The following is a 26,865-nucleotide window of genomic DNA, read 5'->3' on the forward strand; positions in this document are numbered from 1 at the left end:
CTGATCCGCAGACCCGGCGACAACCCCATTGGCGCTGCCGACGTAGACGCACTAATAAATGACACGGAACGATTCACACACGGGGAGCGACGATCCGCCGCACCGAGCGGCCGTCAGCGACGGCAACGTCGCCGAATTGGAGGCGGAACTGACCGAGAACGGCGAGGCGTACGCACGGGTGACGATCGTCCGTCGCGAGCCGCCGGTGTCCGCGAACGTCGGCGACCGCGCGCTCGTGACGGCGGACGGAGAACTGCACGGCTGGATCGGCGGCGCGGCGTGCGCGCAGACGACGGCGACGAGCGAGGCGTTAGCCGCGCTCGACGACGGCGAACCCCGGTTCGTCGGCATCGCGCCCGATCCCGACGAGATCGATCGTCCAGGCCTCGACGCCTTCCCGATGCACTGCCACAGCGAGGGCGTCCTCGAACTGTTCATCGAACCGGTGAACCCGACGCCGGAACTCCTCATCGTCGGCGGTTCGCCGGTGGCGCGAGCGCTCTCGCGACTCGCTGGCGAACTGGCCGTCGACGTCGTCGTGGTCGATCCCGAGGGCGGCGACGACAGCGCGCACCGAGTCGTCGAGTCGACCGATCCGGACGCCATCGCCGAGGCCGTCGCCCGCTCGCCCCTCGTCGTGGTGGCGTCGATGGGGAAGTTCGACGCGCGTGGAGTCGCAGCGGGCGTCAAAGCGGACGCACCCTACATCGGCCTCGTCGCCAGCGACACTCGAAGCGGAGACGTGATCGAGCGGGCGGCCGCGCTGCTCGACGCCGATCCCGACGCGGTTCGCGCGGCCGTCACGAACCCCGCGGGCGTCGACATCGCCGCGTACACGCCCGCCGAGATCGCCGTGAGCATCCTAGCGGAGGTCGTCGACGCGCGATCGACGGCGCGAACGACAACCGGGACGAACGCCCTGGATGACGCAGGATCGACTGCCGCCGACGAGGAGGCGGCCGAATCCGAGACTCCCGAACTCGCGACTGACCCGGTGTGCGGGATGACGGCCGACCCCGCGACGGCACCGTCGGTCGAACACGACGGCGAGACGTACTACTTCTGCTGTGAGGGCTGCGCCGAGTCGTTCAGCGCCGAACCGGAGTCCTATCTCGACGCGGCGGCGGAGTCAGTATGACGCGGAGCGCCTTCGCGTCGCTGTCGCCGTCGGATCTCGAAGACCGCTTCGACGCGGAAGCCTACGTCGCGGACGACCGAACGGTCACGACGGTGCACCTCGCGCTCACGCTCGGACGGCCGCTGCTCGTCGAGGGGCCGCCCGGGAGCGGCAAAACAGAACTCGGGAAGGTCCTGGCGAACAGCTTCGAGACGGAGCTCATCCGCCTGCAGTGTTACGAGGGGTTAACGGCCGAGAACGCGCTCTACGAGTGGAACTACACGAAGCAGCTGCTCGCGGTGCAGGCCGACGAGGGGACCGTCACCGGTGATTCGCCCGCGACCGGCGAGTCGATCGCGGACGAGGGGGGTAGAAACCGCTCGATCTTCGACGAGGAGTACCTCCTCGAACGGCCGCTACTCCGCGCGCTCACCGTCGGTGGCGACGTTCCCCCGGTGCTGCTCGTCGACGAGATCGACCGCGCCGACGAGGAGTTCGAGGCGTTCCTGCTCGAACTCCTCTCGGATTTTCAGGTATCGATCCCCGAGTACGGCACCGTGACCGCGGAGCAGCCGCCGGTCGTGGTTCTCACGTCGAACCGAACGCGGGGGCTCTCGGACGCGCTGAAGCGGCGGTGTCTGTACCTCCACGTCGAACCGCCGTCGCTGGAGGACGAGTACGAGATCGTCCGCCGGAAGGTGCCCGAACTCGACGGCGCAATCGCCGCAGAGGTGTGCGCGATCGTCGCCAGGCTCCGCGAGGAGGCGTTCCTCAAACAGCCGGGCGTCGCGGAGACGCTCGATTGGGCTCGCGCGGTGGCACAGCTCCGTCACGACGAGGGAGAGCAGCCGCTCACGACGACGGAGATCGAACGGACGCTCGGTTGTCTGCTCAAGGAGGCCGAAGACTTCGCCCGCGTCGACACCGAACTGCTCGAACAGTTGCGAGCGGCCGCCGCCGCGGCCGAGGAGCGAATCGAGGCCTGAATGACGATGGATTCGAACACCGATTGCCGATGACTCCCAACGACCGCGGCTTCGACCGATTCTCGACCCGCGACGGTGTCCCGAACTTTCGCGCCGCGCGCCGACACACCCTGATCGAACTGATCCGGTTCGCGGCGAAACTCAGGTCGGAGGGCGTCACCGTGCCGCCGAGCGACACGCTGGCGGCCGCCCGCGCCCTGTCGGTTGTCGGTCTCGACGACCGGACGCGCGTCGCGGACGCGCTGCGGGCGACACTGCTCTCGGATCCGACCGACGCCGACGCCTTCGAATCGTCGTTTCCGACGTTCTGGCACCGGCTCCGATCCGGACTGAGCGCGGTCGCGACCGAGCACGACACCCCGATGTCGAGTGACGGAGACGAGCGCGAGACGCCCCCAGCGGCCGACGACGACGCGGGAGAACCGGGAATACTGGAAGACGCCGAAGCGCCCGATCTCGCCGGATTGGATGGAGACGGCGGTCCTGTCGACGTTCGGATCCCGACCGATCGGCGGCACGCGACCGGCGACAGACCGGAATCGACCGGTGAGCGTGACGCGCGTCGGTACAGCGCCGTCGGCAGGAGCGAGCGCGTCGACGTCGATACGGCGCGGTTGACGGATGCGGAACTCGCCGCCATCGACCGTTTCGTCGACGCGCTCTCGACGGTTCCGGGGCGTCGTCGGCGACGGTCACCAACCGGCGACCGCGTCGAAGCCAGGCGGGCGCTCCGCGCGAGCCTCGCGACCGGCGGCGCGCCGATCGAACTCCCGTCGTCGCGCCCGGTCCGGAGCGAGCTCCGGTGCTGTCTGTTGATCGACGTGAGCGGCTCAGTGCTCGACTCCATCGACCGAAGTGTCCTGTTGGCCTTCGCGGATCGACTCCACGCCAGCGCGCGGGACGCGGGCGTGTTCCTGTTCGATACCGACCTCGTGGACGTCACACGGCAGTTCGAACGCGGCGGCGACCCCGCGGGTGCGCTCCGCGACGCGGCGGTCGAGTGGGGCGGGGGGACGAAGATCGGCGAGGCGTTCGCGACGCTCAGACGGTCCCACCCCTACGCTGTCGACCGACGGACGGTCGTCGTCGTCGTCAGCGACGGGTTGGACGTGGGCGATCCCGACACGCTGGCCGACGGCGTGACGTGGCTCGCCGACCGGGCGAGCGCGGTGGTCTGGCTCAACCCGCTCGCGATCTCGTCCGCGTTCGAGCCGACCTCCCGGGGGATGTCGACGGCGACGCCGTACCTCGACGCCCTGTTCGGATTCGCGGAACCGGCCGACCTCGACGAGGCCGCGCGACAGATCGAACAGCGCGGGCTGGGCGGCGTCGTCGGGTACGAGCACGACGCGCGTCGCTTCGAGCACGATGCACGTCGCGGTGAGCAGGACACACGTCGCAGTGAGGGCGACAGACCTCGATTCGAAGCGGTCGCGGACGGTGAGTCGAGATGAGCGAGTTGCTCGCGGCCGCGCGAGACCGCCTCCGGCCACACGCGGCGTCGGCGACGGTCGACCGGATCACCGTCGGTGACGCGGCCGTGCTCGTCGAACTGCGCGACGGCCCGACGGCGAGCGCCGGACTCGCGCACCGCCCGTCGGGACCGGCCCCGAAAACGGAGGACCGAACAGTCGAATCGCTGTTGGCCGGAGCAACGGCCGGGGTCGGTGACGACGAGGTCGCGGGCCGGCCGCCGCGAGCGGTGGCAACCGCTCGAAGCGAGCGCGCGCTCGGCATCGCGACGATGAACGCGCTCTCGGCACCGCTCGTCGACTGGCGCCCGGGCGATCCGATGGCGCTCGTCGATGACGACGTCGAACGGATCACCACGGTCGGGCTGTTCACTCCCGCGTTCCGAAAGTTCGACGAGATGGAGGTTCGCGTGATCGAGCGCGAGGAGGTCGACGACGTGCCCGACCCGGCAAGCGTCCGCGTGCGGACGTTCACGCCCGCCGAGACGGCCGAAGCGATGGCGGGGGCGGAGGTCGTCTTCGTGACCGGCTCGGCGTTCGTCTACGGCGGCGTCGAAGCGTACCTGGACGCGGCCCCGTCGGCGGCGACCGTCGTCGTGATCGGCGCGACCGCATCGTTCGTTCCCGAACCGTTGTTCGCGGCTGGCGTCGACGTGGTCGCGGGGGCGACCGTGACCGACGTCGACGGTGTCAGGACGGCACTCGACGAGGGCGCGTGCGGAACCGACTTACACGACGCGGGACTCACGAAGGTGTATACCGCCCGCGAGACACCGGGAGACGTTCGGCTCGGATTGGGCAATGCCGCGGAGTTTTCCACGACTGATCAGATATGACACGGCAACACTGGAGCGTTCCAGAGACCGAAATCGTACAGCAGATCCGCGATCGATTGGATGGCGACCGAACCGACGTCCTGGCGACGATCGTCGACGTCGAGGGGAACGCCTACCGACGACCGGGGGCGAAGATGCTCCTCGACGAGGGCGGCACGGGCGTCGGGAGCATCACCGCCGGATGCCTCGAAGACGAGCTTCTCAGCGTCGGTAACCGCGTTCGTGAGCGCGGACGCCCGGAGCTCGTCACCTACGACCTGATGGACGACGACGAAGACGACGTATGGGGGCTCGGCGTCGGCTGTAACGGCGTCATCGAGGTACTCTTAGAACCGCTGACTGAGACGTATCGGCCCGCGGTCGAGGCGTTCTTTTCCGGCCGCGACGTCGCTGTCATCACCGTTCTCGACGCCGGGAGCGACCGCTTCGAGCGGGGCGACCGCGCCTACTACTATCCGGACACCGGGTCCTTGCACCTGCCCGACGGCTCCGACGCGACCGACTGGCCGTTGGCGTCGCTCGCGGGACCGGCGGGCGAACTCGCGGGTAGCGGAAACGCGGGTACCGTGCGATTGGAGCACGACGGCGGCGTCGAGGTCTTCGTCGACGGGCTCGACGCGCCGCCGGAGCTGGTCGTCTTCGGGACCGGTCACGACGTCCGGCCGGTGACGACGTTCGCGGCGAAGAACGATTTCCGCGTGACGGTCGTGGGATTCCGCGGGGCCGTCGATCTCGAATCGAGGTTCCCGGACGCGGACCGGACGGTGACGACGTCGCCGGGGAGCGTGGATGCGGATCTCGAACTCGGCCCGCGGACGTACGCGGTCGTGATGACGCACAACTTCGTCGACGATCAGTTGACCGTCGAGTCCTGCCTGGACGCGGGCGTTCCGTACGTCGGCGTGATGGGGCCACGAGAGCGGTTCGAACGGATGCTGCAGGCGTTTTCCGACGACGGTCGCACGTTCGGCGACGCGGAACTCTCGTCGGTGTACACGCCGATCGGGCTCGACCTCGGCGGCGGTTCCCCGTTCCAGATCGCACACAGCATCGTCGCGGAGGTGCTCGCGGTCTCGAACGGGCGGACGCCGAGACATCTCAAAGACCGAGCGGGCCCGATTCACGAGCGCGTGGAAGTCGGATCCGACGCCGATACGCCAGCACAATAGCGGGATTCGTGGCACACGTCAGGAACACTCGTGGCACGCGTCGAGAACTAACACGGATCGAGTATCGCGGCGAACCGTTCGCGCGGAAACGCCGTATTCTTCGGATGGTACCGCCGTATTCTCCGGGCGTTACATATAGCCGAGGTCGCGGAGTCGCTCCATCAGGTCCTCTTTGTCCTGGGCGCGACCCGCGCGCTCGGTCGTGTTCGCCATATCCTGCAGCCACGCCGGTTCGTCGGTCGTTTTGTCGGTCGAGACTTCGCTGCCGAGCGAGCGGAACCCAGCGAAATACTTCGGCGATACCGGAATGTCCGCCATCGTGAGTCCGTTCGGCAGGTCCTCTGCGCTCTCGGGGACGTAGCCGTCCTCGGGGTACCCTTCGACCGTGTCGGGCACCACGAAGTGCCAGAAGGCCTCCCAGACGGATGCCTCGTCGAACTGGAGGATGGGTTGAATGCGGTCGTGCGGCGGGTAGATGTCTGGGTCGTGCCGCGGCGAGAAGAACGTCTCGTCCGCGCGGGCTTCCTGTTCGTCCCAGCGCACGCCCGAGATGACCCCGTCGACGTCGTACTCTTCGAGCGTGTCGTTCAACGCGACCGTCTTCAGCAGGTGGTTGCCGACGTAGGTGTCGAGCAGGAACGGGAACGTGTCTTCCTCGTACTCTAGCAGGTCGCGGACGTGGTGTTGGTTGTGCTCGGAGAGCTCCGAGATAGTGATGTCGTCGCCGGGTTCGAGGTCGTGTTCTTCCACGTACTCGCCGACGTCGTTGTTGCGAGCGTAGATCACGTCCAGATTCCACTCGTCGGCCCAGTGGGCGACGAAGTCGTGGATCTCATCGAAGTGCTGGAAGTGGTCGATGAAGACCGCGGGCGGCGTCTCGAGGTCGTACTTCTCGGCGACTTCCTTGATGAAGTACAGCGTGAGCGTCGAGTCCTTCCCGCCGGTCCACATCACGGCGGGGTTCTCGTACTGTTCGAGGCCGCGCTTCGTGACCTCGATCGCCTTTTCGAGCTTGTCCTGAATCGTCGGATAGTCTTCGGGCGTTTCGCCTTCACCGTCGGTGTAGTCGACGTCGAGGTAGTCGGGGAACTCGGATGCCATTCTGTAATTATATCTAATTACGACTGGATAAATGCTTTATGACATCGACGAGTTCCCCAGATCATACCTCGATAAAAGAAGAAGTTACAATATTAATTATACATAAAATTATTTAGTATATTTGGTTTGTTAGACGGGTTTACTTCGCTTGAGTACCCAGAGAACTCACACCAAATACGGTCTTTGCTACTCATTCTCTGTGAAATAGACCACCAGCTTCACCGTATTTTCCTGCCCATAAAATATAGTCAAAATACCAGAAATAGGTTAATAATATATTTATATTGATAGGAAAATGGTTCTGTGTTGGAACACGGATATCCCCGATGCATCTCTATTGCTGACTCCTGTGTCGCGTCTCCGACAACGTCGAGTTTCTATAATGCTGAATCGGCCCCCGGCCACTAGACAGGGCACACAGTCCACGTATTCGTTCAAAAAATAACAAGCGTACGATCATTATTGTACACGAATGATCCACACAGTCTCATTTCAATATTATTGAAACAAGGTAGAGAGGGATGAACTCCAGAGACGGTCTCAGAACCACAAAGAAAGTCAACTGGGGAAGATTTAAATATGGTAATTTCGGATATTCGAATATCGATGGCAGCACAAAACGTTCTTGTGACGGGTCCGTTCGGCGAGGCGGGCGAGGCGGTTCTCACCCATCTCGCGGAGAGAGACGAGTACGAGTTCACGTATCTGAATCGGAGCGATCATCCCGACTACGACACGTTCGTCGGCGACGTCGCCGACTACGAGGCGATTCGGCCCGCGTTCGAGGGGCAGGACGCCGTGATCCACCTCGCGGCGCAATCGGACGCCGGGGCGGAGTTCACGGACATCATCGAACCGAACATCGTCGGGACGTACAACGTGCTCAAGGCGATGAAGGAGGCGGACGTCGAGAAGCTCATCTACGCCTCCTCCCAGCGCGTGATGGGCCTCTACGAGGAGGATCACGCGCCCGAACTGTACGAGGAGGACTACCCGAGCGAGCACGACCCGCTTCGACTCACCCACGAGACGCTCCCCAAGCCGGACGGCTACTACGGCGCGTCGAAGATGTTCGGTGAGCACATCTGCCGAACGCACGCGCGCCGCGAGGGTGCGCCGAATCAGGTCTACTCGCTGCGGATCTCGAGCGTTCGGACCGCGGAGTACGATCACCCCTACGGCGACGCCGAGCGCGGCGTCGACCGCGGAAACGAGCACGCCGTCGACGACGACGAGGTGTGGGATCAGTCCCAAACCGGCTCGTGGGAGCGCGGGAGCGAGGAGTACGAGGAGATGGTCAAGCGACTGAAAGCGTCGTGGACGTCCCAGCGCGACTTCGCGCACCTCCTGGAGTGCTGTCTCGAAGACGAGGACGTCACCTACGACGCGTTTTACGCGGTCAGCGGCAACGACGCGCGGTGGTTCGACATCGAACACGCGCAGGCGGTACTCGGGTATGAACCGCAGGACAACGCCGCCGAGTGGGATGCCCCGCCCGAGTGAGAGACGGATCAGAACCGAGGGACGCAACGCCAGCGACGAACGAACAGCCACCGACAGCCGAGCGGACACCGACGGCCGGACGGACAGTGACACCCGAAGCCGCTACGGAAGCGGAACGACGCGGTCGCAATCGACTACCCGTGCTGTCTGATTTTCAGCTCGATGATGTTCTTTTTGTTGAGCAGCGCGGGGGCGAGCTCCTCGTCGATGCGTTCGGGGGTGATCCGACTTCGGGGACCGCTGATGCTGATCGCGCCGAGCGCGCCGTCGGGCTCGGAAGCGATGGCGGTGCCGATAGCGCAGACGCCCGGGAAGTGCTCGCCGCGGTTGATCGAGTAGCCGCGTTCGCGAATGGTGGCCAACTCCCCGTAGAGAACTTCCTCCTCGGTGATCGTATCGTCCGTCAGCGCGGGCAGTCCGTGCGTCTCGAGGATTTCCGCGACCTGATCGTCGGAGTACTCTGCGAGCATCGCCTTCCCGGTCGCCGTGAGGTGAAGATAGAAATGATCACCGAGCGAGGCGTCGTCGTCGATGGATTCGGGGCTCTCGGATTTGTACAGCTGAACGGCGTACCCGCGCTCCATCACGGTGACGTTGGTGTGCTCGCCGGTCTCGACTTGCAGGTCGTCGAGCTCCGGCTTGGCCGCCTGGTACAGCGCCATATCGTCGCGCCGCTGCCCTCCCGTCTGGAGGAACTCGAAACCGCACCGGTACACGTCGTCGTCTTTGACGACGTAACCGGTCTCGACGAGCGTCGTGAGGTGGATGTGCGCCGTACTCACCGCCAACCCGAGGTCGTCTGCCGCTTCTGAGAGCGTCGCCCCGTTCGCGTCCTGTAGATAGTCGACGATGGAAAACGAGCGCTCGACGCTCTTTAGCCCGCGCGCGTTCGATCCGTCCGAGTTGGCCATACAGGTCTGTCATCCCGTGGGTGCTTAAGAGCTACGAGTGATTACAACATTGTTGAATCGGAGTCGATGTCCGGCCCGTGAACCCGAGTGGTTTCGAGGGGGACACCGTGGCTCAGACAGGTGCCGGGTAGGTCTTCGGGACTCCGTACTGCACTCATCGATGTGGGTCAAATGTACGGGATTCCCGACACCTGAACTGTACTAGACTCCCGACATCTGAACTCAAATCCGATCCTGCCGATGCAACTACTGAATCGAGTCCTCGGGACCGACGACTTCCAGGTTCTCGAACAGTTCGTCGTAGCCGTTGAGCTCGAAGAGGTACGTTCCGTCCTGAACCTCCTCGCGGGTCGTATCCTCGGCGTCGAGTTTCCCGCGAGCGAGTTCGAGCACCCGCGCTGCCCCGTCGCCGGGAATGACGGCGATCCCGTCGTCGTCGCCGACGACGATGTCGCCGGGGTCGACGCTCACACCGCCGCAGGAGACCGTGACGTTGACCGATCCGGGATCCTGCTTGAGCGGTCCCTGCGGGTTGACGCCGCGCCCGTAGACGGGGAATCTCATCTTGCCGATCTCGCGGCTGTCGCGGTACCCGCCGTCGATGACGAGACCCGCGAGCCCGTTCGCCTTGCAGGACTCACACATCAGTTCGCCGATGTGCCCCGTGTCGGTGTAACCGTTGCAGTCGATGACGAGTACGTCGCCGGGCTCGGCCATCGTGATCGCCTTGTGAATGATGAGGTTATCGCCGGGAGCGGCCTTAACCGTGATCGCGGTCCCGGCCATATCGATGTCGTCGAAGGCGGGCGTGATGCCCGCGTCCATCGTGAGGCCGACGTTTCCGGTGACGTCGGAGACGATCGTACTCGGAATTTCCTCGAACGCCTCGACGACCTCGCGGTCCGGTCGCTCCACGTCGTGTTCGATCGCGTGCATACGCCCGAGGAGGCCGATCGGCTACATTAAGCTACTGATCGACGCGTGACGCCAAACGATATGCCGACGCGACGCCCACAGGTGGGTAATGACTGGCACCCCGACCGTCTACGTGACCCGAACCATTCCCGAAATCGGCCTCGATCGACTCCGAGAGCGCTACGAGGTTGCCGTGTGGGACGGGAAACTCCCGCCGACGAAGGAGCACATCGTCTCGATGCTCGCCGAGCTCGACGCCGCCGGACTCGTCTGTCTGCTCTCCGACGAGATCGACGCCGAGGTGCTCGATGCGTCGCCCGATCTCTCTGTCGTCAGCACGTTTTCGGTCGGCTACGACCACGTCCACCTCGCGGCCGCCGCGGAGCGCGGGATCGCGGTCGGTCACACGCCGGGAGTGCTCGCCGAGACGACCGCAGACCTGGCCTGGGCGCTGTTGCTGACCTGTGCTCGCCGGACCGTGGAGGGACACGCCCACGTCGCCGCCGACGAGTGGGAGACGTGGGGACCGAGGCTCCTCACCGGACCGGACGTTCACGACGCGACGCTCGGGATCGTCGGCCTGGGTGAGATCGGGACTGCGACGGCCAAACGGGCCGCGGGTTTCGAGATGGACGTGCGCTACAGCGGCCGCTCGCCCAAGCCGGAGCGCGAGGCAGAACTCGCCGAATTCGGACTCGACGCGACCTACGTCGACCGCGACGAACTGCTCGCCGAGAGCGACTTCGTCTCGCTGCACGTGCCGCTCGTGGAGGAGACGGAGGGATTGATCGGCAGTGCGGAGTTGCAGCGGATGTCCGAGGACGCGATTTTGATCAACACGAGTCGCGGGGAGGTCGTCGATACCGACGCGCTCGATACGGCGCTCGCGGCGGGACAGATCGGTCGTGCGGGCTTGGACGTCACCGACCCGGAACCGCTTCCGGCGGACCACCCGCTCTTCCGGCACGCGCCGGAGCGACTCGTCGTCACGCCGCACATCGGGAGTGCGAGCACCGGCACGCGGAACAGGATGGCCGAGATGGTCGCCGCCTGTACCGAGGCCGGGATCGAGGGTGAGCCGCTCCCGCACTCGGCGATCCGGGATGCCGGGATGGAGTGAGAGCGGAGCGGGGGCCGTGCGGACGCTATTCGGTGAATTAACAGTCGCGTGAAGACGCCTCGGTGCCAACAGCGCGCGTGGGGCTACTCGATGAGTAACAGTCGCGTGGAGGCTACTCAGTGACCAAAAGCACGCGGAGGTCGTTGACGTTGGTGCCAGTCTGACCGGTGGAAACGAGCGCGCCGCGCTCGTCGAGGTAGTCGTAGACGTCATTGTCGTTCAGCAACTCGCGGGCGTGTCGAACGTCGTCGACGGTTTCGGCGTCGACGATCGCACCGGCCGCGTCGGTCGGCCCGTCGATCCCGTCGGTGTCGACGGCGCAGAGCACGGCGTTCGACGGCAGTTCGATCGCCGCGCCGAGCGCGAACTCCTGGTTCGGCCCGCCCGTGCCGTCGCCGCGGATCGTGACGGTCGTCTCGCCGCCCGAGAGGATCGCCGCGGGAGGGGAGACGGGATTCTCCGTGTTCCGCACCTCCTCGGCGATCGCGACGTGCGTCAAGGCGGTCTCGCGGGCCTCGCCGCGGACTGACGAGGAGAGGATGAGGGGGTCGAATCCGGCGTCCGCACAGACCTCGCGCGCGGCCGAGAGCGCGGTGAAGTTGTCGGCGACGACGTGCGTCGAGACGGTCTCGAACGCGGGGTCGCCCTCGTCCGGCGTGTCGTCGATCGCTCCGTCCGCGCCCCGCTGGAGGTGCTCGCGGATCGATGCGGGGGCGTCGACGTCGTACTCCGAGAGGACGTCGAGGGCGTCGGCGTACGTCGTCGAGTCCGGCGAGAGCGGGCCGCTGGCGACGACCGAGACGTCGCCTGAGCTGACGTCGCTGAACACGAGCCCCACGGTCGAAGCCGGTGCGAGCGCGCGGGCGAGGTGACCTCCCTTCACCGCGGACACGTGTTTTCGCACGGCGTTGATCCGATCGATCGACGCGCCCGAGCGGAGCAGTTCGTCGGTGAGCGACTGCAGGTCCGCCAGCGAGACGCCGTCGACGGGGGCGGCCAAGAGCGCGCTCCCGCCGCCGGTCATCGCGACCAGCGCGAGCGTGTTCTCGCCGCTCTCGCGCGCCCGTCGGACGACGCGCCGCGCGCCCTCGACGTTCGTCTCGCTCGGCACCGGGTGGGTGCCGAGGACCGTCTCGATAGGCCCGGCGGGCTCCGGGTCGTCGGTGACGACGAGGCCCCCGTCGAGCCTCCCGTCGAGCAGTTCGGCCAGGTACGCCGCCACCTGGCCCGCGGCGTTTCCGCCGCCGAGGACGATCACTTCGTCGTACGCGCTGAGGTCGTACCGCTCATCGCCGACGCGGAGCGTTTCACCGTCGAGTTCGACGGCACGGTCGAGTACCGCCCGCGGGTGGGCGGCTTCGATCCCGGCCTCCACGGCGTCGAGGGCGACGCTGTGGACCGGGGCGTCCCGCGTGATGCTTCGGTCGATCATAGCGGGTGCTCGTGCGGTGAGGTATAAAGCCTCACGAAGCGCCCGGGCCAGGGGTGCGGAAACTGGTTACGGCTGCAGAAGGAACCCTCCCTCGACCGGGAGCGACACCCCCGTGATACGCGAGGAGAGATCCGAGCCCAAGAAGAGAACTGCGTTCGCGAGCTCTTCGGGATCCGCACGGCCGGGCATCGCCTCCGAGATCTCGTAACGGTCGGTCGTATCCGGTCGCTGAACCGCCACGCGGTCCTGCATCGAAGTCGCCACGATGCCGGGGAGGATCGCGTTCACCCGAATCCCGTCCTCGGCGTACTCCATCGCCGCGGCTCTCGTCATCGCGTTGATCCCCGCTTTCGATGCGCTGTACCCCGCGCGTCCCATAATTCCGGTGGCACTGGCGACCGACGAGGTGCTGACGATCGAGCCGCCGCCGTCGGCCAGCATCGCCTGAATACCGTACTTCATCCCGTAGAACGTCCCGCGCAGGTTGACGTCGACGACGTGGTCGAAATCGTCGGACTCGTACTCCGCGAAATCGGCCAGCGCGCCTTCGGTTCCGGCGTTGTTGAACAGGACGTCGAGTCCGCCGTACTCCTCGACGGCGGTCTCGATCAGTTGCCGCACGTCGCCTTCCCGGGAAACGTCCGTGCGCACGAACGTCGCCTCTCCCCCGGCGTCGAGAACGTCCGCGACCGTCTCTGTGCCACCCGATTCGTCGATGTCGCCGATGACGACGTTTGCGCCGTGCTCGCCGAACTTCTTCGCCGTTGCTTCGCCGATACCGGACGCGCCGCCGGTGATCACCGCGACGTTGTCAGCAACTAACATAACGGCCGGAGAGAAGTCGCTGGTCGAATTATACGTTGTGATTCCCGTGGAAAACAGTGTGAACCGGGGCGAGACCGTGCTCTCTGTTCCGATATAGCACAATCTTTATTACTAATTAACTGATTCCGTTTTGGTATGGCTCGTAAGCACAAGCCAACGTCACGTCGAAGTGTATTGAAAAGCGGCGGGATCGCCCTCGGTGTCGGGATGGGCCTCGCCGGTTGTATGGGCGGTAGCGGCGATGGGAGCGGAGACAGCGACGGAGACGGGAGCGGGGATAGCGGCGGTGCGACGACCAGCAGCGACAGCGGTGCAGAGGAGTTCGAGCTCACCTTCGCGACGACCCAGCCGCCGGAGAACATCTCCGTGCAAACCGCACAGGAGTACTTCGTCGACGTCATCGAAGAGGAGACAGACGGCCGGATCACCGTTGATCTCCAAGCAGCGACCCTCGGCGGCACCGAGGACAACCTCGACGCCATCGAAGCCGGGACCGTCGACATTCTACACGAGAGCCCGACGGCGCTGTCCCAACGGTTCGCCTCCGAGTACTCGTTCGCGGGCGATCCGTTCGTCATCGAGGACATGGAGCACTACCGCGCGGTGAACGAGGAGTTCCTGAAGCCCGAAGACGGCCTGAACGGGATCCTGCTCGAAAACGGCATCCGACTCGGCGACGCGTTCTACGTCGGGAACCGGTGCTTTACCAGCAACACGCCGGTCACCAGTCCCGAGGACGTCCAGGGGCTCAAACTGCGCCTCCCGCAGTACGAGACGTGGACGGCCGTCTGGGACGAGATCGGTGCCGACGTGACGCCGGTCGCCTACGACGAACTGTACTCGGCGCTGCAGACCGGCGTCGTCGACGCCTCCGAGGGCCCGATCTCGCAGTTCCTCTCGGTGAGCCTCTACGAGGTCCAATCGCACTTCAGCGTCACCAACCACCTGCTGGACACGAAGCACTTCCTCTACAACGAGGAGTTCTTCCAGGGACTGAGCGACGAGGACCGCGAACTCATCACCGCCACCGCGAGCGACGCGGTCGAGGCGATGACCGAGGACATCAAGTCCGAGGAGGAATCGCTCTACGACCAGGCCCGCGACGAGGGGACGACCGTGGTCACCGCCGAAGAGGTCGACCGCGACGCGTTCGTCGAGGCCGGACAGCCAGCGCTCGAAGAACTGTCGGACTCCAACTGGGCGGTCGACATCGCTGACGTCCAAGACCTCGCGTAGAGACGCGATTCTATCAGAACGCGGAACGCTGCATTCCGTCGTGGAGACGCACTCCTGTGTTAGCCTTCTCCGCCGACGCTCTTCTCTCCGTGGAACTGCCCGTTGAGACGACTGCGCTCGTTACTGGCCGAGAGACTGGTCCCGAAGCGAAACGACCGGGCAGTGGGCATTCAACAGGACTGACTGGGCGACGCTTCCGAAGAGGATTTTCCCGGTCTGACTGCGCTGTTGCGGACTCACGACCACGTACCGTGCGTCCTTCTCCTCCGCGTAATCGACGATCTCGCTCGCCGGATCTCCGATGCGGCCGACGGCTTCCGTCTCGGCACCGAACTGGTGGGAACCGATCAGCTCCGTTGCAACCCGTTTCGCCCGGTCCCGAAGGTCCGAAACCGGGATGCCGTCGTCGCCGTGGCCGACGCTGTCCTCTTCGACTTGAATCGCTTCCGACCGCTTCATCACGTGCAGGACGTGTACCACGTCGTCGAACTGTCGTGCGAGGGAATCAGCTTCCCGCAGTACGGCACCCGCCTGTTCGGATCGATCGACTGCAGCCACGATAACCATATCTCTCCGTAGAAGACCATCACTCATATAATTTTAGTGACGGTGGCGCTCCGAAAGCCCGTTCGACAGAACGGAGACAAGATCGGAGCGTACGCGGTCCGTCGATATATACGCTAACGGTAACGTTTTTCACACCTCGTGGACGATTGCCGACCACGATGGAATCTACGCTTTCGATTATCACGTCGTCTATCCTCCCGATCTTCCTGATCTTGGGCGCCGGGTTCCTTTTGAACAGGTTCCAGGCGATCGATCCGGGTCCACTCAACACCCTCTCGCTGTTCGTGTTGACCCCCGCGCTCATCATCCACAGCATCACGCTCACGGAACTCGACGCGGACGCGCTGTTGAAGGTGACGCTCGGCGTACTCGGGTTCGTCTCGTGTCTGCTCGTCGTCTCGCAACTGTACGGACGTGTCACCGGAAAGTCCGGGGCGGTGCAGAACACGTTCGTCCTCGTCGCCGTCTTCGGAAACACCGGCGCGCTGGGAATCCCGTTGGCGGACTTCGCGTACGGTGACATCGGTCGGCAGACGGCAGTGCTCTTCGCCGCGGTCCACGGGGCATTAGTGTTCACCATCGGCCTGTTGATCGCCCTACGATCCGGTCAGCAGTCGGGGTATGGAAACCTCAAACGGGTGTTTCGGTACCCGCTCGTGTACGCCGTCATCGCCGCCATCGTGGCTCGTACGGTCGGTGTTGTGCCGTCCGCGGATTCGGCGTTGATGGAGACGTTGGGACTCGTCGGCGAGTCCTCGATCCCCGTGATGTTGCTCATTCTCGGGATTCAGCTCTCGGAGACCGAGTACGCCGGTGCCCTCTCGATGACGGTCACGCCCACGTTCTTTCGGTTTCTCGTCTCCCCGCTCGTCGGTATCGCGCTCGCGCTCGCGCTCGGATTTCAAAACAGCGACGTCGCCCAGGTGTTCGTCCTGTTGACGGCGATGCCGGTGGCGGTGGCTCCGATCATCTTCGTCGTCGAATTCGCCAGCGAGAAGACGGTCAAAGGGGTAACGCATCCGGAGTTCGTCTCGGCGAACGTGTTCGTGACCACGCTCGTGTCGATTCCGGTGCTGACGGTCGCGGTCGCGCTGTTGAAGTCCGGATACGTCATCTGATCCCGAGCGAGAACGACTGCGGCCCCCCTCAGAGCAGACCGAACGAACGGGGGAGCGCAAGCGACAGCTCGGGGAAAATAATGAGCAGCAGTATGACGGCCGCCAGCGGCACGTAATACGGTAGCATCGCCCGCATAATTTGGTCGAGAGACTCGTCTGTCACCCGTTCGAGAACGAAGAGGATCAGCCCGAACGGGGGCGTGATCAGCCCGTACATCAGCGTCACGACCATCACGATACCGAAGTGGATCGGATCGATGCCGAGCTGGGGATACAGCGGGACCAGCATCGGGACCATAATCAGCAGCACCGCCATCCCCTCCATAAACGTCCCGAGAACCAACAGAACGAACGCCAACAGCAACATCGTGGCGACGGTGCCAGCCCCGAGACCGGTGACGATCTCGCCGATCATATCCGGGATCCCGGCGAGCGTCAGCCAGTACGCATAGAGGTTCGCGAACCCGAAGATGACCACGATGCTCGCGGTGTCCTCGAACGTCTCTTTGCTCACCTCGTACAGGTCCGATAGCGTGATCGATCGGTAGTAGAAAAAGCCCAAGAAGATGGCGTACACCACGGCGACGAGGGCGGCCTCCGTGGCGGTGAACACGCCAGCGAGGATGCCGCCGATGATGATGAGCGGGGCCACCAGCCCCGGAACGGCCTTGATGAAGGACTCGAACAGACGTGTGACGTCGTAGGACCCTTCGGTCGGCCAGTCACCCTTTCGCGCCAGGTAATACACCGTTCCGGCCATTGCGAGCGCCATCAATACCCCGGGGACGACGCCTGCGATGAACAGCGTACCGATCGACTCCTGCGCTAAGACCGCGTAGACGACGATCGGAATGCTGGGCGGGATGATCGGGCCGATGATCGACGAGGCGCCCGTAATGCCGACGGCGTCCTCGCCGTCGTAGCCGTTATTCGTCATCGCCTCGTACTCGACGCTACCGATACCCGCGGCGTCGGCGACCGCGGAGCCGCTCATTCCGGAGAAGATCAGACTCACGACCACGTTCACCTGCGCCAGCCCGCCCCGAATCGGTCCGACGAGTTCCGTGGCGAAGTTGAACATATCGTCTGTGATTCCGGTGATGTTCATAATCCGGCCCGCCATCAGGAAGAACGGGACGGCGAGCAGTACCCACGAGTTCATCCCGGCCCAGAATCGCTGGGTGATGACGATGTAGTTCAGCTCGGGACCGATCGGCAGCAGCATAATGAAGATGACAGTCAGTCCGAGGGAGTACGCCGCCGGGACTCCGACGCCGTACAACGCCATCAGGAGCCCGATGAAGGCGAGGAGAAGAACTTCAGACATCGTTCCCTCCGATGAGGTTACCGACGCGCTGCTTTGTGTCGGTGACGACGACGACGAAGAGGACTGCCGCGGCGACGCCGAAGAACGTGTAGCCCCAGCCGACTTTGAACCAGCTGAGCAGTGGCAGGCCGGTGTCTCCGGACGTCCCCGTCGCGACGTACGCGGACCAAACGAGCAAGGCCGACAGGAACGCCATCAACACGTTTCTGACGAGAAGCAGTTGGTCCGTGCGCGAGGTGATCCGACGCAGAACGGGGAGAAACGAGATATCCGAATCGTTCTTGAACAGATAGGGGATTCCGAGGATGGCGAGAAACGCGAGCGTCGTTCTGGCGACTTCGTACGTCCACGGAAGTGACACGGGCAGATCGATGTACCGATTCACCACCTGGAGGAGGCCGACCACCAACATAATGTTCAGCATAATAACACCAACCGCGACGGTGACTCTGTCGAACCAGTCCGATGCCATAGCAGGGTAAAAATCACCATCGATGATAAATCCTTTGCATATGGCCAAACGGACCCGTTTGACCGGTGAATACCGCAAATTACAGTCTCGGCTGGCCCCCGGTAAGCGCGGCATCGTTCCCACGGATCTGCTGGCAGGCAGTCGGTGCGCGGCGTCGCGAGCCCAGCGCAGTCGGCCCGACTACGAGAAACAGCGGCCTGGGCGTTACCCGAACACTAAAGCGCGCCTCGACAGAGACGACGGTATGGCTGATTCTCAGCACCCACGCCGGGTTGCGCACGTTGGCGTCACGGTCCCCGATATCGAAGCGGCACTCGAGTGGTACGAGGACGTGCTCGGATGGACTCGACTCAAGGGGCCGCGAACGTCCACCGGAGGGGAGGGCTACGGTGGGAGGCGCGGGGTCGACGTACTCGGAGAGTACGAATCGATGAACGTGGCACACCTCCTCACGGGCGGCGGCGTCGCCGTGGAGTTCTTCGAGTTCGAGCCCGCGGGGGAACCGCAACCGGTCGATCCGAAACGGCCGGGACTCTTCCACCTCTGCGTCATCGATCCGGACGTCGCCGAACTGGCGTCGAAAATCGATCGATCCGGCGGCGACCACTACGCCGAGATATGGCGTCTGTACGAAGACTCCGAGGAGTTCCGACTGACGTACTGTCGGGATCCGTTCGGGAACCTGATCGAGATCTACTCGCACAGCCACGAGCAGATGCACGCGGTCGCATACGCATTCGAAGATGACGAGTGAACGGCCCATCTCATCCCGACCGATGCGAGATATCCGAAAGGTTATAATATGAGAGTTTCCACCCATTCGTATGCGCGGACTAGCAAAGACCAAGCGCGAGTCCGGGAGTATGGAGCTCGTCGACGTGGAGCGACCGGCTCCCGCACCGGATGAAGTGCTGATCGAAGTGGATTATGCGGGTCTCTGCGGCAGCGACGCCGGAATCTACGAGTTCAAGTCGGCGTTCGAACGGATGAATCCGCCGACGATCATCGGACACGAGTACACGGGGCGGGTCGTCGAACTCGGAAGCAGCGTCACACGCTTTTCGCCGGGCGAGCGCGTGGTCGAGCGGCCGATCAGGGGCTGCGACGAGTGCTACCAGTGTCAGATCGGAATGGAGAACATCTGCGACAACATCGAGCTGACCGGAATCGACCACGACGGCGCGTACGCGGGCTACATCGCCGCCCCCGCGGACTCGTTGCAGTCGGTTCCAGACGGCGTCGACCCGCGGCACGCGGCGCTCGCGGAGCCGACAGCGGTCTGTACCCGCGCAGTCATCGAAAACTCCCGCGTCGGTGCGGGCGACAGGGTACTCGTCGCGGGGCCCGGCCCGATCGGGCTGCTCACCGCGCAGGTCGCCGACGCTCAGGGCGCGTCCGTAACCGTCGCTGGAATCAGCCCCGACACGACCTATCGCCTCCCGCTCGCGGAGAAGCTCGGATACACCGGAGTCAACATCGAGGAGACTGATCTCGCCGAGTACCGCGAGGAAGTCACAGACGGCATCGGCTACGACGTCGTCTTCGACACCACGGGACACCCCTCGGGGCTGTCGATGGCCGCCGAGGAGGTCCGAAAGGGCGGTCAGATCGTCCTAGTCGGGCAGCCCGGCGAAGCGACGCTCGATTACACCCCGCTCGTTCGCGCGGAGGTCGACCTACAGTGTTCCTACAGCGCGCTTTATCAGGACTTTCATCGCGTCTTCAGGCAGATGGAGGACGGCGAGTTGGACCACGAGACGTTCCTCGACGACCGATTCAGCCTCCTCGAATCGGAAGCGGCGTTCGAGGCATTCCTCGGCGGCGAGACCTGCAAACCCGTGTTCGACGTCTCGGTACTGCGAGAATAAGAGCGGTTCTTCAATCGCGTGCGATACCTGCCGAAAACGATCGGTGCCGCTCCGACAGTCAATCGGTAGTTCGACGCGATCAGTTGGTTCGCGGGTCCCACTCGTTCCACTCGCGCTCGACGAGGTAGTCGTCGAGCTTCCCCTTCGGATCCTCGAAGACGTGCGAGCCGTGGAAGACGAGCAGGGTGTCGAAGTCGTATCCGAGCAGGTTGTACAGGTTCAGTTCCGCGTCGGCGTGATTGTCGTTGAACAGCGCCGGTGGCGGCAGGAGATACCCGGCGGGAAGTCCGCCGCGATCGGACCCGTCGAGGACGTCGCCGGAGATGAGGATGTCTCGATCCTCCAAGAGGAGTGCGGAGGTCGCCTCCGTGTGTCCGGGGATCTGAATCACGCGGATGTTACCGTCGAGGAGGTCGCCGTCCTCGTAGGCGACGTCCGGCTCGATGTCGAGGCCCAGTTCGTCGAGATGCTCGTAGAGCTTCGTCTCGTCTCTTGGCAGTACGATCTCCGGATCGAACGCCTCGACCACGTGGGCGAGACCGCCGTGGTGTCCGTGATCGCCGTGGGTGAGGACGACCCGATCGACGGTTCCGTACTCCGAACGGAGCGTTTCGACGAGTTCCTCGCCGTCCTCGTCGAACGCGGTGTCGACGAGCGTGATCTGTCCCTCGGTCGGCATATCCCTCAACACGAACACGCGGACGTGTTCGAACTGTATCTGATCGATTCCCTCGACGACGTTGCTGACGCTCATCTCTCCGGTAAAAGTCGTTGATGATAGTATATAAACCCTGTCATCGGAGCGCCGTTTCGGGCCGAAAGCCGCTGACGGGCCGACGCGTCGCCGTACCAACGTAGTGGCACCAATCCCCTCTTGCAACGCCCTTCAGACCCGAGTCACCACTGTTTCAACGATATCGAAAACCGATCCGTCAGTTCTACCGTGTCTCTCAATAATAACGAGCGTACACGCATTAGTTTATATCGACGAGCGCGAATGGTTTCCAACAATAGTGAATCGATTGTGATCCACGTACCGCAGGTGAGTGACCAGAAAACCGCGACATCGCCTTCCGAGGCTGTCCCGACCCGATACCGAGTCACCACCAGCGTGGTTGGAAATCAGGTGACTCTCTTCTGTTATTCGCCACGTATCCCCCTAAATGACACGGGTACTCGGCCCGAGACCGTCTCACAAACTGTCTTTCAATTGTGTCGAAGAGATCCCTGAGAGGAACACAAGTAGTCACATACGAGTGGTCACCTCCCCGAACCGAGATTACTCCGCATATACCGAAACGAGGAGACCGGTCAGATGCGGACGAAGATGTCTTCGTCGCGGACGGCGACGTCGAAGGTAGCGATCCGCTGTCCCGACGCCTCGTTCTTGCCGGTTTCGAGGTCCCACTCCCAGAGGTGCCACGGGCAGGAGACCGTACACGCCTCGGCGTTGACCCCGCCGCGGGACTCGGTCCACGTGTGCTCGGCGTTGATCTTCTTCTCACCCGCCTTGCACATCGGCGCGCTCTGGTGTGCGCACCGGTTGCTGATGGCGTAGAACTCCCCGTCGGCGTTGAAGACGGCGATTTCGATCCCATCAACGCTGACGGCGATGCCGCGATTGCTCTCTATGTCGCCGACCGCCGCGACCCTGGTGTACTCGTCTCCGCCGATGGCGATGGTGTCGTCGGACATTGTCACAGTCGAAGGATCTCCTCTGCGTTGTCGTGCAGGATGTCGTCTCGCAGTTCCTCGTCGTCTCTGAACGCGCGGCTCGTAAAGAACCACGTCGGCGGGTCGAGCGTCTGGTGGGGCCAGTCAGACGAGTAGAGGAACGTGTCGGACGCCATACTGAGATCGAGCATCCCCCGGGCCTCTCCCGCGCGGCGCGGCAGGGCGAAAGGTTGCGTGCACACGTAGATGTTATCTCGCAAGTACTCACTCGGCGCACGGTCGAGGTAGTGACCGCCGTCCTCGAACTTTCGCGGCGTGATCTGGACGTCTTCGGGGTGCATCTCGTAGAACTCGTCCATCCGGTAGCGGGCGAACGGAATCCACCAGTGACCGGCCTCCTGGAAGACGACGTTCAGGTCCGGATAGCGGTCGAAGACGCCGCGCATAATCATATTCACCGTGTTGACCATCCCATAGATGGGCCAGTCGAAGCCGAGTACCTCCGTCCACGTCAGCATCTCGTCGCCGACGTAGGAGTGTTGCGGCCAGAACGCGAGCGAGCCGTGGAGTAAAAGCGGCAGTCCGAGCGATTCGAGTTTCTCGAAGACGGGATCGAACGCTTCGACGCCCCACGGCTCCCGCGGATCGAACCAGCTGTAGGCGGCGACGACCCCGTCCTCGTCGCCCCAGCGATCGAGTTCGTCGAGCGCGTGGTCGACGTCCCACTTGGCGATCGACAGCGCCGTGGGAACGTCCTCGTCGACGAAGTGATCGAGCATATACGAGTTCCCGGCTTCGAGCACCGCGTTCTTCAGCACGGGGTGATGCTGCTGCGGGAGCATATTGAGCGCGCAGTTGACGATCGGCGTGTCGATCGCGAACTTCTGGCAAGCCTCGTACACGTCCTCCGCGACCTCCGCTCGCCCCTGCGTGAACAGCCCTTCGTTCCCCTCGGCGATGGCGTAGGCCGCGTCCCACTTGTCGGGAATGGGCCACATCCCGAACTCCGTCGTGAGGCGGTCGAGCGCCCGTTCGTCCTCGATGTACGGTTCCAGATCCTCCTCGAGAGGGTTGACGTGGAAGTCCATATCTATCACGTCCACGTCGAACGCCTCCTCCGGCACTTCGGCGTTCGAATCGAGTCGCTGTATCGACGATCCCATAGTGATACGACCGTCTCGTACATTATAAATATACGTGTTCTCAGCTGTCGGTTCGATATTCACGAAGTGGATCGTAATAGGTGTTGAGACAGTCGAGAGACGGAGATTCAGAAACTATAGTGAGGTAGAATTGTGGTGAGCATCTCAAAATATACTTCGATATATGCGAAATTCGAAACCAGGGTAAGTGGTGATTGTCACGCCAGTCGTGAACAGGACGCACACTCGCAGAGCTTCGCGCCGCCGTCCGTCTCATCGAAACTGGCGGAGTGAGGTAAACCGTTTCGCGTTACCGGATGTCGATAACAGTCGTACCGCTGTTAGGAGTCGTCCGCGCTACTCGTACGTGAGTCTGAGTTCGATCTCGTTCGACGCCGTCGAGACGAGTTCGATCAGCTTCCGCCGCCGTTCCTCGTTTCGCATCCGCGCGATCGGTTCGGCGATCGCCACGGCCCCGTACACGCGGTCGTTCGCGACGACCGGGGCGGCCACCGCGGAGACGCCCTCCGCGGTTTCGTGTTCGTTCATCGCGTACCCCTTCTCACGGATCTCCTCGAGGGCGGCGGCGAGTTCGTCCCTCGTCGTGATCGATTCGGGAGTCCGCTTCGGAAGTCCGTGCCGCTCGACGACCTCGTCGACGTATTCCGCGGAGGAAAACGCCAGCATCGCCTTTCCGGACGCCAGACAGTGCAGATACTCGTGCTTCCCGAGTCGCTCGTGCGTTTCGATGGCCTGATCCCCCATCTCGCGGGCCAGGTACACGGCCTTCCCGGCTTCTTCGACCATCAGCCAAACGGCCGCACCGCTCTCGTCGGCGACCGTCTCGAGGGTCGAACGCGCGTGCCTGTAGATCGGAAACGCCTCCCGAGCGGACGCTCCGAGGTCGAAGAACCGCAGCGACAGCCGGTAAGAACCGTCTTTTTTCGAGAGGTATCCCTGATAACGGAGCGTTTCCAAGTAATCGTAGAGCGTGCTCTCGGAAGCGTCGACTTCCGAGGTCAACTCGGTGAACGTCGCGCCGTCTAATCGCCGTACGGTTTCGACGATCTCGAACGCTCGAACCGCCGAGTGAATCAATCGATTTGGGGGGTCCGGGTTCATTGGAACCTACTTTCCGCAATGCGACAATAAACGTTTGCGTCACCACGACTCGAAAGTCATCGGCCCGATAGCGGCACTTCCCAATCGGTCAGGAATGTTGATTTCCGAGCATAATATAACAGATAACAATACTAATAAGCTATTTTGTATATTATAGAAGATACGCTCAAATCATCAGGTTACGGCACCAATCCCCTACCTAGCTAGCAGAACAATTTATTAAAGTATTAGTGACTTCTTCCAATTTAGTTTTATAAATTTGCTATAAATCCCCAAATACGTGTAAATTTAAGTATCCACTACGACTATCCTCGTTCGTTTTGATGCCCTGGATTTGCAATCTATATGAAAATAAGTATTATTATATTTCTTTTTATTAGTCAATTATATTATTCATATACAGGACCAAGGTTATCTCGCTATCCACCGCACCGATAACCAAGTTTATATGGACTTGGATGCTACCGCGTGACAATGAAGATCGACGGCTTCGCTCTCGCGGCCACAACAAACGATCTAACACGAGAGCAAGACGCCCGAGAGGCGGCGGACATCGTCGAATTTCGGATCGACAAGGCGGAGAACCCGCTCGAACAACTCGAAGCTTACGACGGCGAACTTCCCATCATCGCGACGAACCGGAACCAGTGGTTCGGTGGAAAGGCAAAGGACACGGGCCGTCTGGACACGCTTTTTGCCGCGTCACGGTTCGACAGCGTCGCGTACGTGGACATCGAACTGGAAACCGCACGAGCGAAGGAGTGGATCCTCGAGGAATTCCGCGACAACGACGTCGGTTTGATCATCTCCCATCACGATTTCGACGCCACACCCGAAAAGGAAATTCTCACGGCGATTATCGAGCAGTGCGCCCACTACGGCGATATCGCGAAGGTCGCGACGTACCCACAGGACCTCTCGGACACGCTGACGCTCCTCGCGACCCTCCACGAGGCGACGCAGTCGGGGATCGATGCCGCCGGGATCGCGATGGGCGAAACCGGAAGTCACACGCGCGTGATCGGACACATCTACGGCTCGAAGCTCGGGTACGCGCCCCTGCTGTCGGACGACGCCGAGTACGCTCCCGGGCAGATCTCGCTGAAGAAACTCGCCGCGCTCGTCGAATCGACGCGCATCAACGGAACGAAACTGGAACGGATCGACGCCGTCGACGACGACGTCGCCGTCCCGTCCGAGCTTTCCTTGCCGAACTGAATCGCTTCGAGCGGCAGAAGCCCCCCGTCGACGCCCTTTAGCCCGCGAGCGGTTCCACGAGCCGGAGGTCCTTCTCCGCGGCGACGTCTCGGATCTTTTCGAGCACGGCCGCTGTCGCCCCCCGTTCGGCCGCGATGGCGATCCGTGCCGACGACACGTTGGCCGTCCCCTCGGGTGCCGCCAGCGCTAGATCCGTCACCGACGCGTTCGCCGACTCCTGAATCCGCGAGAGCGTATCTGAGAGGTCGGTGTCGATGACGTGCCCCGAGAGAATCACCGTGAGGCCCTCGCTGTACCGTTCGGTGCCCGCTTGAATCACGTTGATTCCGGCGTCGCGGAGGCCGTCGATGATCTGCTCGAACCGAGCGGGCGTCGCCTCGACGTCGACCTCGACCGGGATGTGCCCGCGAGGTGTGACGTTCCCCCGCTCGTGAAAGATCGACAGGAGATTACCCCCGTTGTCCGCGATGGGTCGGAGCGAACGGAGGAGTTCGCCCGGCTCGTCGACCAACTCCAGCCGAAGCGTGTACGCACGAACGTCGGTTTCTACGTCGTTCATCGCCCGATTTCCCTCCGTCTTTCGTGCATAGTGTGAGCAAGTCACGGGATCGGAATAAAGGTAGTGTCGCTCGGATCCGAACCGGAGGACTGTCGGGGTATATTCTTATCCGAGTAAATCCACTCATATAAAGAATTATGTCGAATTACGGCGAGCTACGTATGTATTCATATGTCAGGACGAACGCTACAAGATGCACTCGATTCCGCCGAGACCCCGGTTGATCTCCTCCGTGATCTGGGCCTCGCTCGGTTCACCGACCTCCCCGACGAGTTCACCCACTGGATCGAAGAACAGCGTGCGTGGCAGGAGGGCGTCGCGTTCGCGGATCAGTCGTACCACATGACCGACCTGCGGATCGACGGCGTCGACGCGATCGATCTGTATTCGGACTACGCCGTCAACAACTTCCAACAGTTCGACGTGGGCCAGGCGAAACAGCTCGTCGTCGCCAACCCCGACGGCTACCTCATCGGCGACGCGATCCTCTTCCGCGAGGCCGAAGACTCGTTCCTGAGCGTCGGAGCCGCGGCCGCGCACAACTGGCTGATGTATCAGGCAGAGATCGGCGAGTACGACGTCGAAACCGAGTACCAGCCGCGCCCCGTCGGCACCGGTAAGGACCCGAACAACTTCCGCTATCAGGTGCAGGGACCGGACGCGGTCGCCGTGATGGAGGAGGCGATCGACGGATCGATCCCCGACCTCGGGTTCTTCCGCTTCGAGGAGGTCTCCATCGACGGAAGCGACGCCTTCCTCCTCCGTCACGGGATGGCGGGCGAGGCGGGCTTCGAGTTCTGGGGTGACTGGGACGACGCCGACGACGTTCGAGAGTCGATCCTCGACGCCGGTGCGGACTACGACATCCGACGGCTCGGCTCGAAAAGCTATCAGAGCGCAAACACCGTTCTCGGCTGGCTTCCGCTGCCGGTCCCGGCGATCTACTCCGGCGCGGAGATGGAGGACTTCCGCGAGTGGCTCTCGCTCCGCCGCGGTCTCATCTCGATCGGCGGGAGCTACGACTCCGACGACATCGAGGACTACTACGTGACGCCGATCGAAGTCGGCTACGATCACATCATCGACTTCGATCACGACTTCGTCGGCAAGGAGGCCCTCGAAGCCGAGATCGACGATCCCGAGCGCGAGAAGGTCACGCTCGTCTGGGACGACGA

Annotated in this window: 26 protein-coding genes; 13 read left to right on the top strand and 13 right to left on the bottom strand. The window is 63.1% G+C overall.

What is annotated here, in order from left to right; translation table 11 throughout:
• Window positions 1-58 precede the first annotated feature (58 nt).
• Genes FJT57_RS02690 through FJT57_RS02710 form a run of 5 tightly spaced genes read left to right on the top strand, consistent with a single transcriptional unit; the run spans window position 59 to window position 5,580 of the window.
• The gene (locus tag FJT57_RS02690) at window positions 59-1,138 is read left to right on the top strand and encodes an XdhC family protein (protein ID WP_144901423.1); all 1,080 of its coding nucleotides are present in this window, start codon (window positions 59-61) and stop codon (window positions 1,136-1,138) included.
• Complete coding sequence (locus FJT57_RS02695; protein WP_144901424.1) at window positions 1,135-2,103, top strand: AAA family ATPase; 969 nt, start codon at window positions 1,135-1,137, stop codon at window positions 2,101-2,103. The genes FJT57_RS02690 and FJT57_RS02695 overlap by 4 nt, the downstream gene beginning before the upstream one ends.
• Before the next feature lie 29 nt (window positions 2,104-2,132).
• Window positions 2,133-3,557, top strand: coding sequence for a VWA domain-containing protein (locus FJT57_RS02700; RefSeq protein WP_144901426.1), 1,425 nt, complete (start codon window positions 2,133-2,135; stop codon window positions 3,555-3,557).
• Window positions 3,554-4,411: a Rossmann-like domain-containing protein gene (locus FJT57_RS02705; protein WP_144901428.1), complete on the top strand. Its 858-nt coding sequence runs from the start codon at window positions 3,554-3,556 to the stop codon at window positions 4,409-4,411. The genes FJT57_RS02700 and FJT57_RS02705 overlap by 4 nt, the downstream gene beginning before the upstream one ends.
• Window positions 4,408-5,580 (top strand): XdhC family protein, encoded by a 1,173-nt coding sequence (locus FJT57_RS02710; protein WP_144901430.1) that lies wholly within the window; start codon window positions 4,408-4,410, stop codon window positions 5,578-5,580. The genes FJT57_RS02705 and FJT57_RS02710 overlap by 4 nt, the downstream gene beginning before the upstream one ends.
• 129 nt (window positions 5,581-5,709) lie before the next feature.
• Here the strand turns inward: FJT57_RS02710 and FJT57_RS02715 are convergent, their stop codons facing one another.
• Window positions 5,710-6,681: a phosphoadenosine phosphosulfate reductase family protein gene (locus tag FJT57_RS02715; RefSeq protein ID WP_144901431.1), complete on the bottom strand. Its 972-nt coding sequence runs from the start codon at window positions 6,679-6,681 to the stop codon at window positions 5,710-5,712.
• Window positions 6,682-7,287: 606 nt separating this feature from the next.
• On the opposite strand from FJT57_RS02715, the gene FJT57_RS02720 reads away from it, so the two are divergent.
• On the top strand, window positions 7,288-8,184 hold the full coding sequence (locus tag FJT57_RS02720; RefSeq protein ID WP_144901433.1) for an NAD-dependent epimerase/dehydratase family protein: 897 nt from the start codon (window positions 7,288-7,290) through the stop codon (window positions 8,182-8,184).
• 134 nt (window positions 8,185-8,318) lie between these two features.
• Here FJT57_RS02720 and FJT57_RS02725 read toward each other — a convergent pair whose 3' ends face one another.
• Together FJT57_RS02725 and FJT57_RS02730 are read right to left on the bottom strand one after the other, a co-directional pair.
• Window positions 8,319-9,095: an IclR family transcriptional regulator gene (locus tag FJT57_RS02725; protein ID WP_144901435.1), complete on the bottom strand. Its 777-nt coding sequence runs from the start codon at window positions 9,093-9,095 to the stop codon at window positions 8,319-8,321.
• 246 nt (window positions 9,096-9,341) lie between these two features.
• Window positions 9,342-10,031 (bottom strand): 4-carboxy-4-hydroxy-2-oxoadipate aldolase/oxaloacetate decarboxylase, encoded by a 690-nt coding sequence (locus tag FJT57_RS02730; RefSeq protein WP_144901437.1) that lies wholly within the window; start codon window positions 10,029-10,031, stop codon window positions 9,342-9,344.
• A gap of 88 nt (window positions 10,032-10,119) precedes the next feature.
• Between FJT57_RS02730 and FJT57_RS02735 the strand changes: the two genes are divergently transcribed.
• Window positions 10,120-11,130, top strand: a complete 1,011-nt coding sequence (locus tag FJT57_RS02735) for a 2-hydroxyacid dehydrogenase (RefSeq protein WP_144901439.1) — start codon at window positions 10,120-10,122, stop codon at window positions 11,128-11,130.
• A 112-nt stretch (window positions 11,131-11,242) separates the two neighbouring features.
• Here the strand turns inward: FJT57_RS02735 and FJT57_RS02740 are convergent, their stop codons facing one another.
• Both FJT57_RS02740 and FJT57_RS02745 read right to left on the bottom strand, forming a co-directional pair.
• Window positions 11,243-12,562: a glycerate kinase type-2 family protein gene (locus tag FJT57_RS02740; protein ID WP_144901441.1), complete on the bottom strand. Its 1,320-nt coding sequence runs from the start codon at window positions 12,560-12,562 to the stop codon at window positions 11,243-11,245.
• Between the two features lie 66 nt (window positions 12,563-12,628).
• Window positions 12,629-13,387: an SDR family NAD(P)-dependent oxidoreductase gene (locus FJT57_RS02745; RefSeq protein WP_144901443.1), complete on the bottom strand. Its 759-nt coding sequence runs from the start codon at window positions 13,385-13,387 to the stop codon at window positions 12,629-12,631.
• Window positions 13,388-13,522: 135 nt separating this feature from the next.
• Here FJT57_RS02745 and FJT57_RS02750 point away from each other — a divergent pair, with 135 nt between their 5' ends.
• Window positions 13,523-14,623, top strand: a complete 1,101-nt coding sequence (locus FJT57_RS02750) for a TRAP transporter substrate-binding protein (RefSeq protein ID WP_144901446.1) — start codon at window positions 13,523-13,525, stop codon at window positions 14,621-14,623.
• A gap of 120 nt (window positions 14,624-14,743) precedes the next feature.
• Here FJT57_RS02750 and FJT57_RS02755 read toward each other — a convergent pair whose 3' ends face one another.
• The gene (locus FJT57_RS02755; protein WP_144901448.1) at window positions 14,744-15,190 is read right to left on the bottom strand and encodes a universal stress protein; all 447 of its coding nucleotides are present in this window, start codon (window positions 15,188-15,190) and stop codon (window positions 14,744-14,746) included.
• Window positions 15,191-15,348: 158 nt separating this feature from the next.
• On the opposite strand from FJT57_RS02755, the gene FJT57_RS02760 reads away from it, so the two are divergent.
• Window positions 15,349-16,308: an AEC family transporter gene (locus tag FJT57_RS02760; protein ID WP_144901450.1), complete on the top strand. Its 960-nt coding sequence runs from the start codon at window positions 15,349-15,351 to the stop codon at window positions 16,306-16,308.
• A 28-nt stretch (window positions 16,309-16,336) separates the two neighbouring features.
• Here the strand turns inward: FJT57_RS02760 and FJT57_RS02765 are convergent, their stop codons facing one another.
• Together FJT57_RS02765 and FJT57_RS02770 are read right to left on the bottom strand one after the other, a co-directional pair.
• Window positions 16,337-17,635 carry a TRAP transporter large permease gene (locus FJT57_RS02765; RefSeq protein ID WP_144901452.1) on the bottom strand — a complete coding sequence of 433 codons (1,299 nt, stop codon included), beginning with the start codon at window positions 17,633-17,635 and terminating at the stop codon, window positions 16,337-16,339.
• Window positions 17,628-18,107: a TRAP transporter small permease gene (locus tag FJT57_RS02770; protein ID WP_144901454.1), complete on the bottom strand. Its 480-nt coding sequence runs from the start codon at window positions 18,105-18,107 to the stop codon at window positions 17,628-17,630. Before FJT57_RS02770 ends, FJT57_RS02765 begins: the two co-directional genes overlap by 8 nt.
• Window positions 18,108-18,351: 244 nt before the next feature.
• Between FJT57_RS02770 and FJT57_RS02775 the strand changes: the two genes are divergently transcribed.
• On the top strand, window positions 18,352-18,861 hold the full coding sequence (locus FJT57_RS02775; protein WP_144901456.1) for a VOC family protein: 510 nt from the start codon (window positions 18,352-18,354) through the stop codon (window positions 18,859-18,861).
• A 70-nt stretch (window positions 18,862-18,931) separates the two neighbouring features.
• On the top strand, window positions 18,932-19,975 hold the full coding sequence (locus FJT57_RS02780) for a zinc-dependent alcohol dehydrogenase (protein ID WP_144901458.1): 1,044 nt from the start codon (window positions 18,932-18,934) through the stop codon (window positions 19,973-19,975).
• Window positions 19,976-20,054: 79 nt separating this feature from the next.
• Here the strand turns inward: FJT57_RS02780 and FJT57_RS02785 are convergent, their stop codons facing one another.
• The 4 genes from FJT57_RS02785 to FJT57_RS02800 all read right to left on the bottom strand — a co-directional run bounded on the left by FJT57_RS02785 (window position 20,055) and on the right by FJT57_RS02800 (window position 23,913).
• A complete protein-coding gene (locus tag FJT57_RS02785) occupies window positions 20,055-20,729 on the bottom strand; it encodes an MBL fold metallo-hydrolase (RefSeq protein ID WP_144901460.1) in 675 nt (224 codons plus the stop codon).
• A 557-nt stretch (window positions 20,730-21,286) separates the two neighbouring features.
• Window positions 21,287-21,670 carry a Rieske (2Fe-2S) protein gene (locus FJT57_RS02790; protein ID WP_144902520.1) on the bottom strand — a complete coding sequence of 128 codons (384 nt, stop codon included), beginning with the start codon at window positions 21,668-21,670 and terminating at the stop codon, window positions 21,287-21,289.
• 2 nt (window positions 21,671-21,672) lie between these two features.
• Complete coding sequence (locus FJT57_RS02795) at window positions 21,673-22,812, bottom strand: amidohydrolase family protein (RefSeq protein ID WP_144901462.1); 1,140 nt, start codon at window positions 22,810-22,812, stop codon at window positions 21,673-21,675.
• A 336-nt stretch (window positions 22,813-23,148) separates the two neighbouring features.
• Window positions 23,149-23,913 carry an IclR family transcriptional regulator gene (locus FJT57_RS02800; protein WP_144901464.1) on the bottom strand — a complete coding sequence of 255 codons (765 nt, stop codon included), beginning with the start codon at window positions 23,911-23,913 and terminating at the stop codon, window positions 23,149-23,151.
• 474 nt (window positions 23,914-24,387) lie between these two features.
• On the opposite strand from FJT57_RS02800, the gene FJT57_RS02805 reads away from it, so the two are divergent.
• Complete coding sequence (locus FJT57_RS02805; RefSeq protein WP_144901466.1) at window positions 24,388-25,131, top strand: type I 3-dehydroquinate dehydratase; 744 nt, start codon at window positions 24,388-24,390, stop codon at window positions 25,129-25,131.
• Window positions 25,132-25,168: 37 nt separating this feature from the next.
• On the opposite strand, the gene FJT57_RS02810 is transcribed toward FJT57_RS02805, so the two are convergent.
• Complete coding sequence (locus FJT57_RS02810) at window positions 25,169-25,690, bottom strand: amino acid-binding protein (protein ID WP_144901468.1); 522 nt, start codon at window positions 25,688-25,690, stop codon at window positions 25,169-25,171.
• Between the two features lie 171 nt (window positions 25,691-25,861).
• Between FJT57_RS02810 and FJT57_RS02815 the strand changes: the two genes are divergently transcribed.
• Window positions 25,862-26,865, top strand: a 1,004-nt coding sequence (locus FJT57_RS02815; protein ID WP_203229079.1) for an aminomethyltransferase family protein, incomplete at its 3' end; no start/stop codon positions are given.

Origin of the sequence: Halobellus captivus (assembly GCF_007655485.1) — an archaeon.
GTDB lineage: Archaea > Halobacteriota > Halobacteria > Halobacteriales > Haloferacaceae > Haloquadratum > Haloquadratum captivum.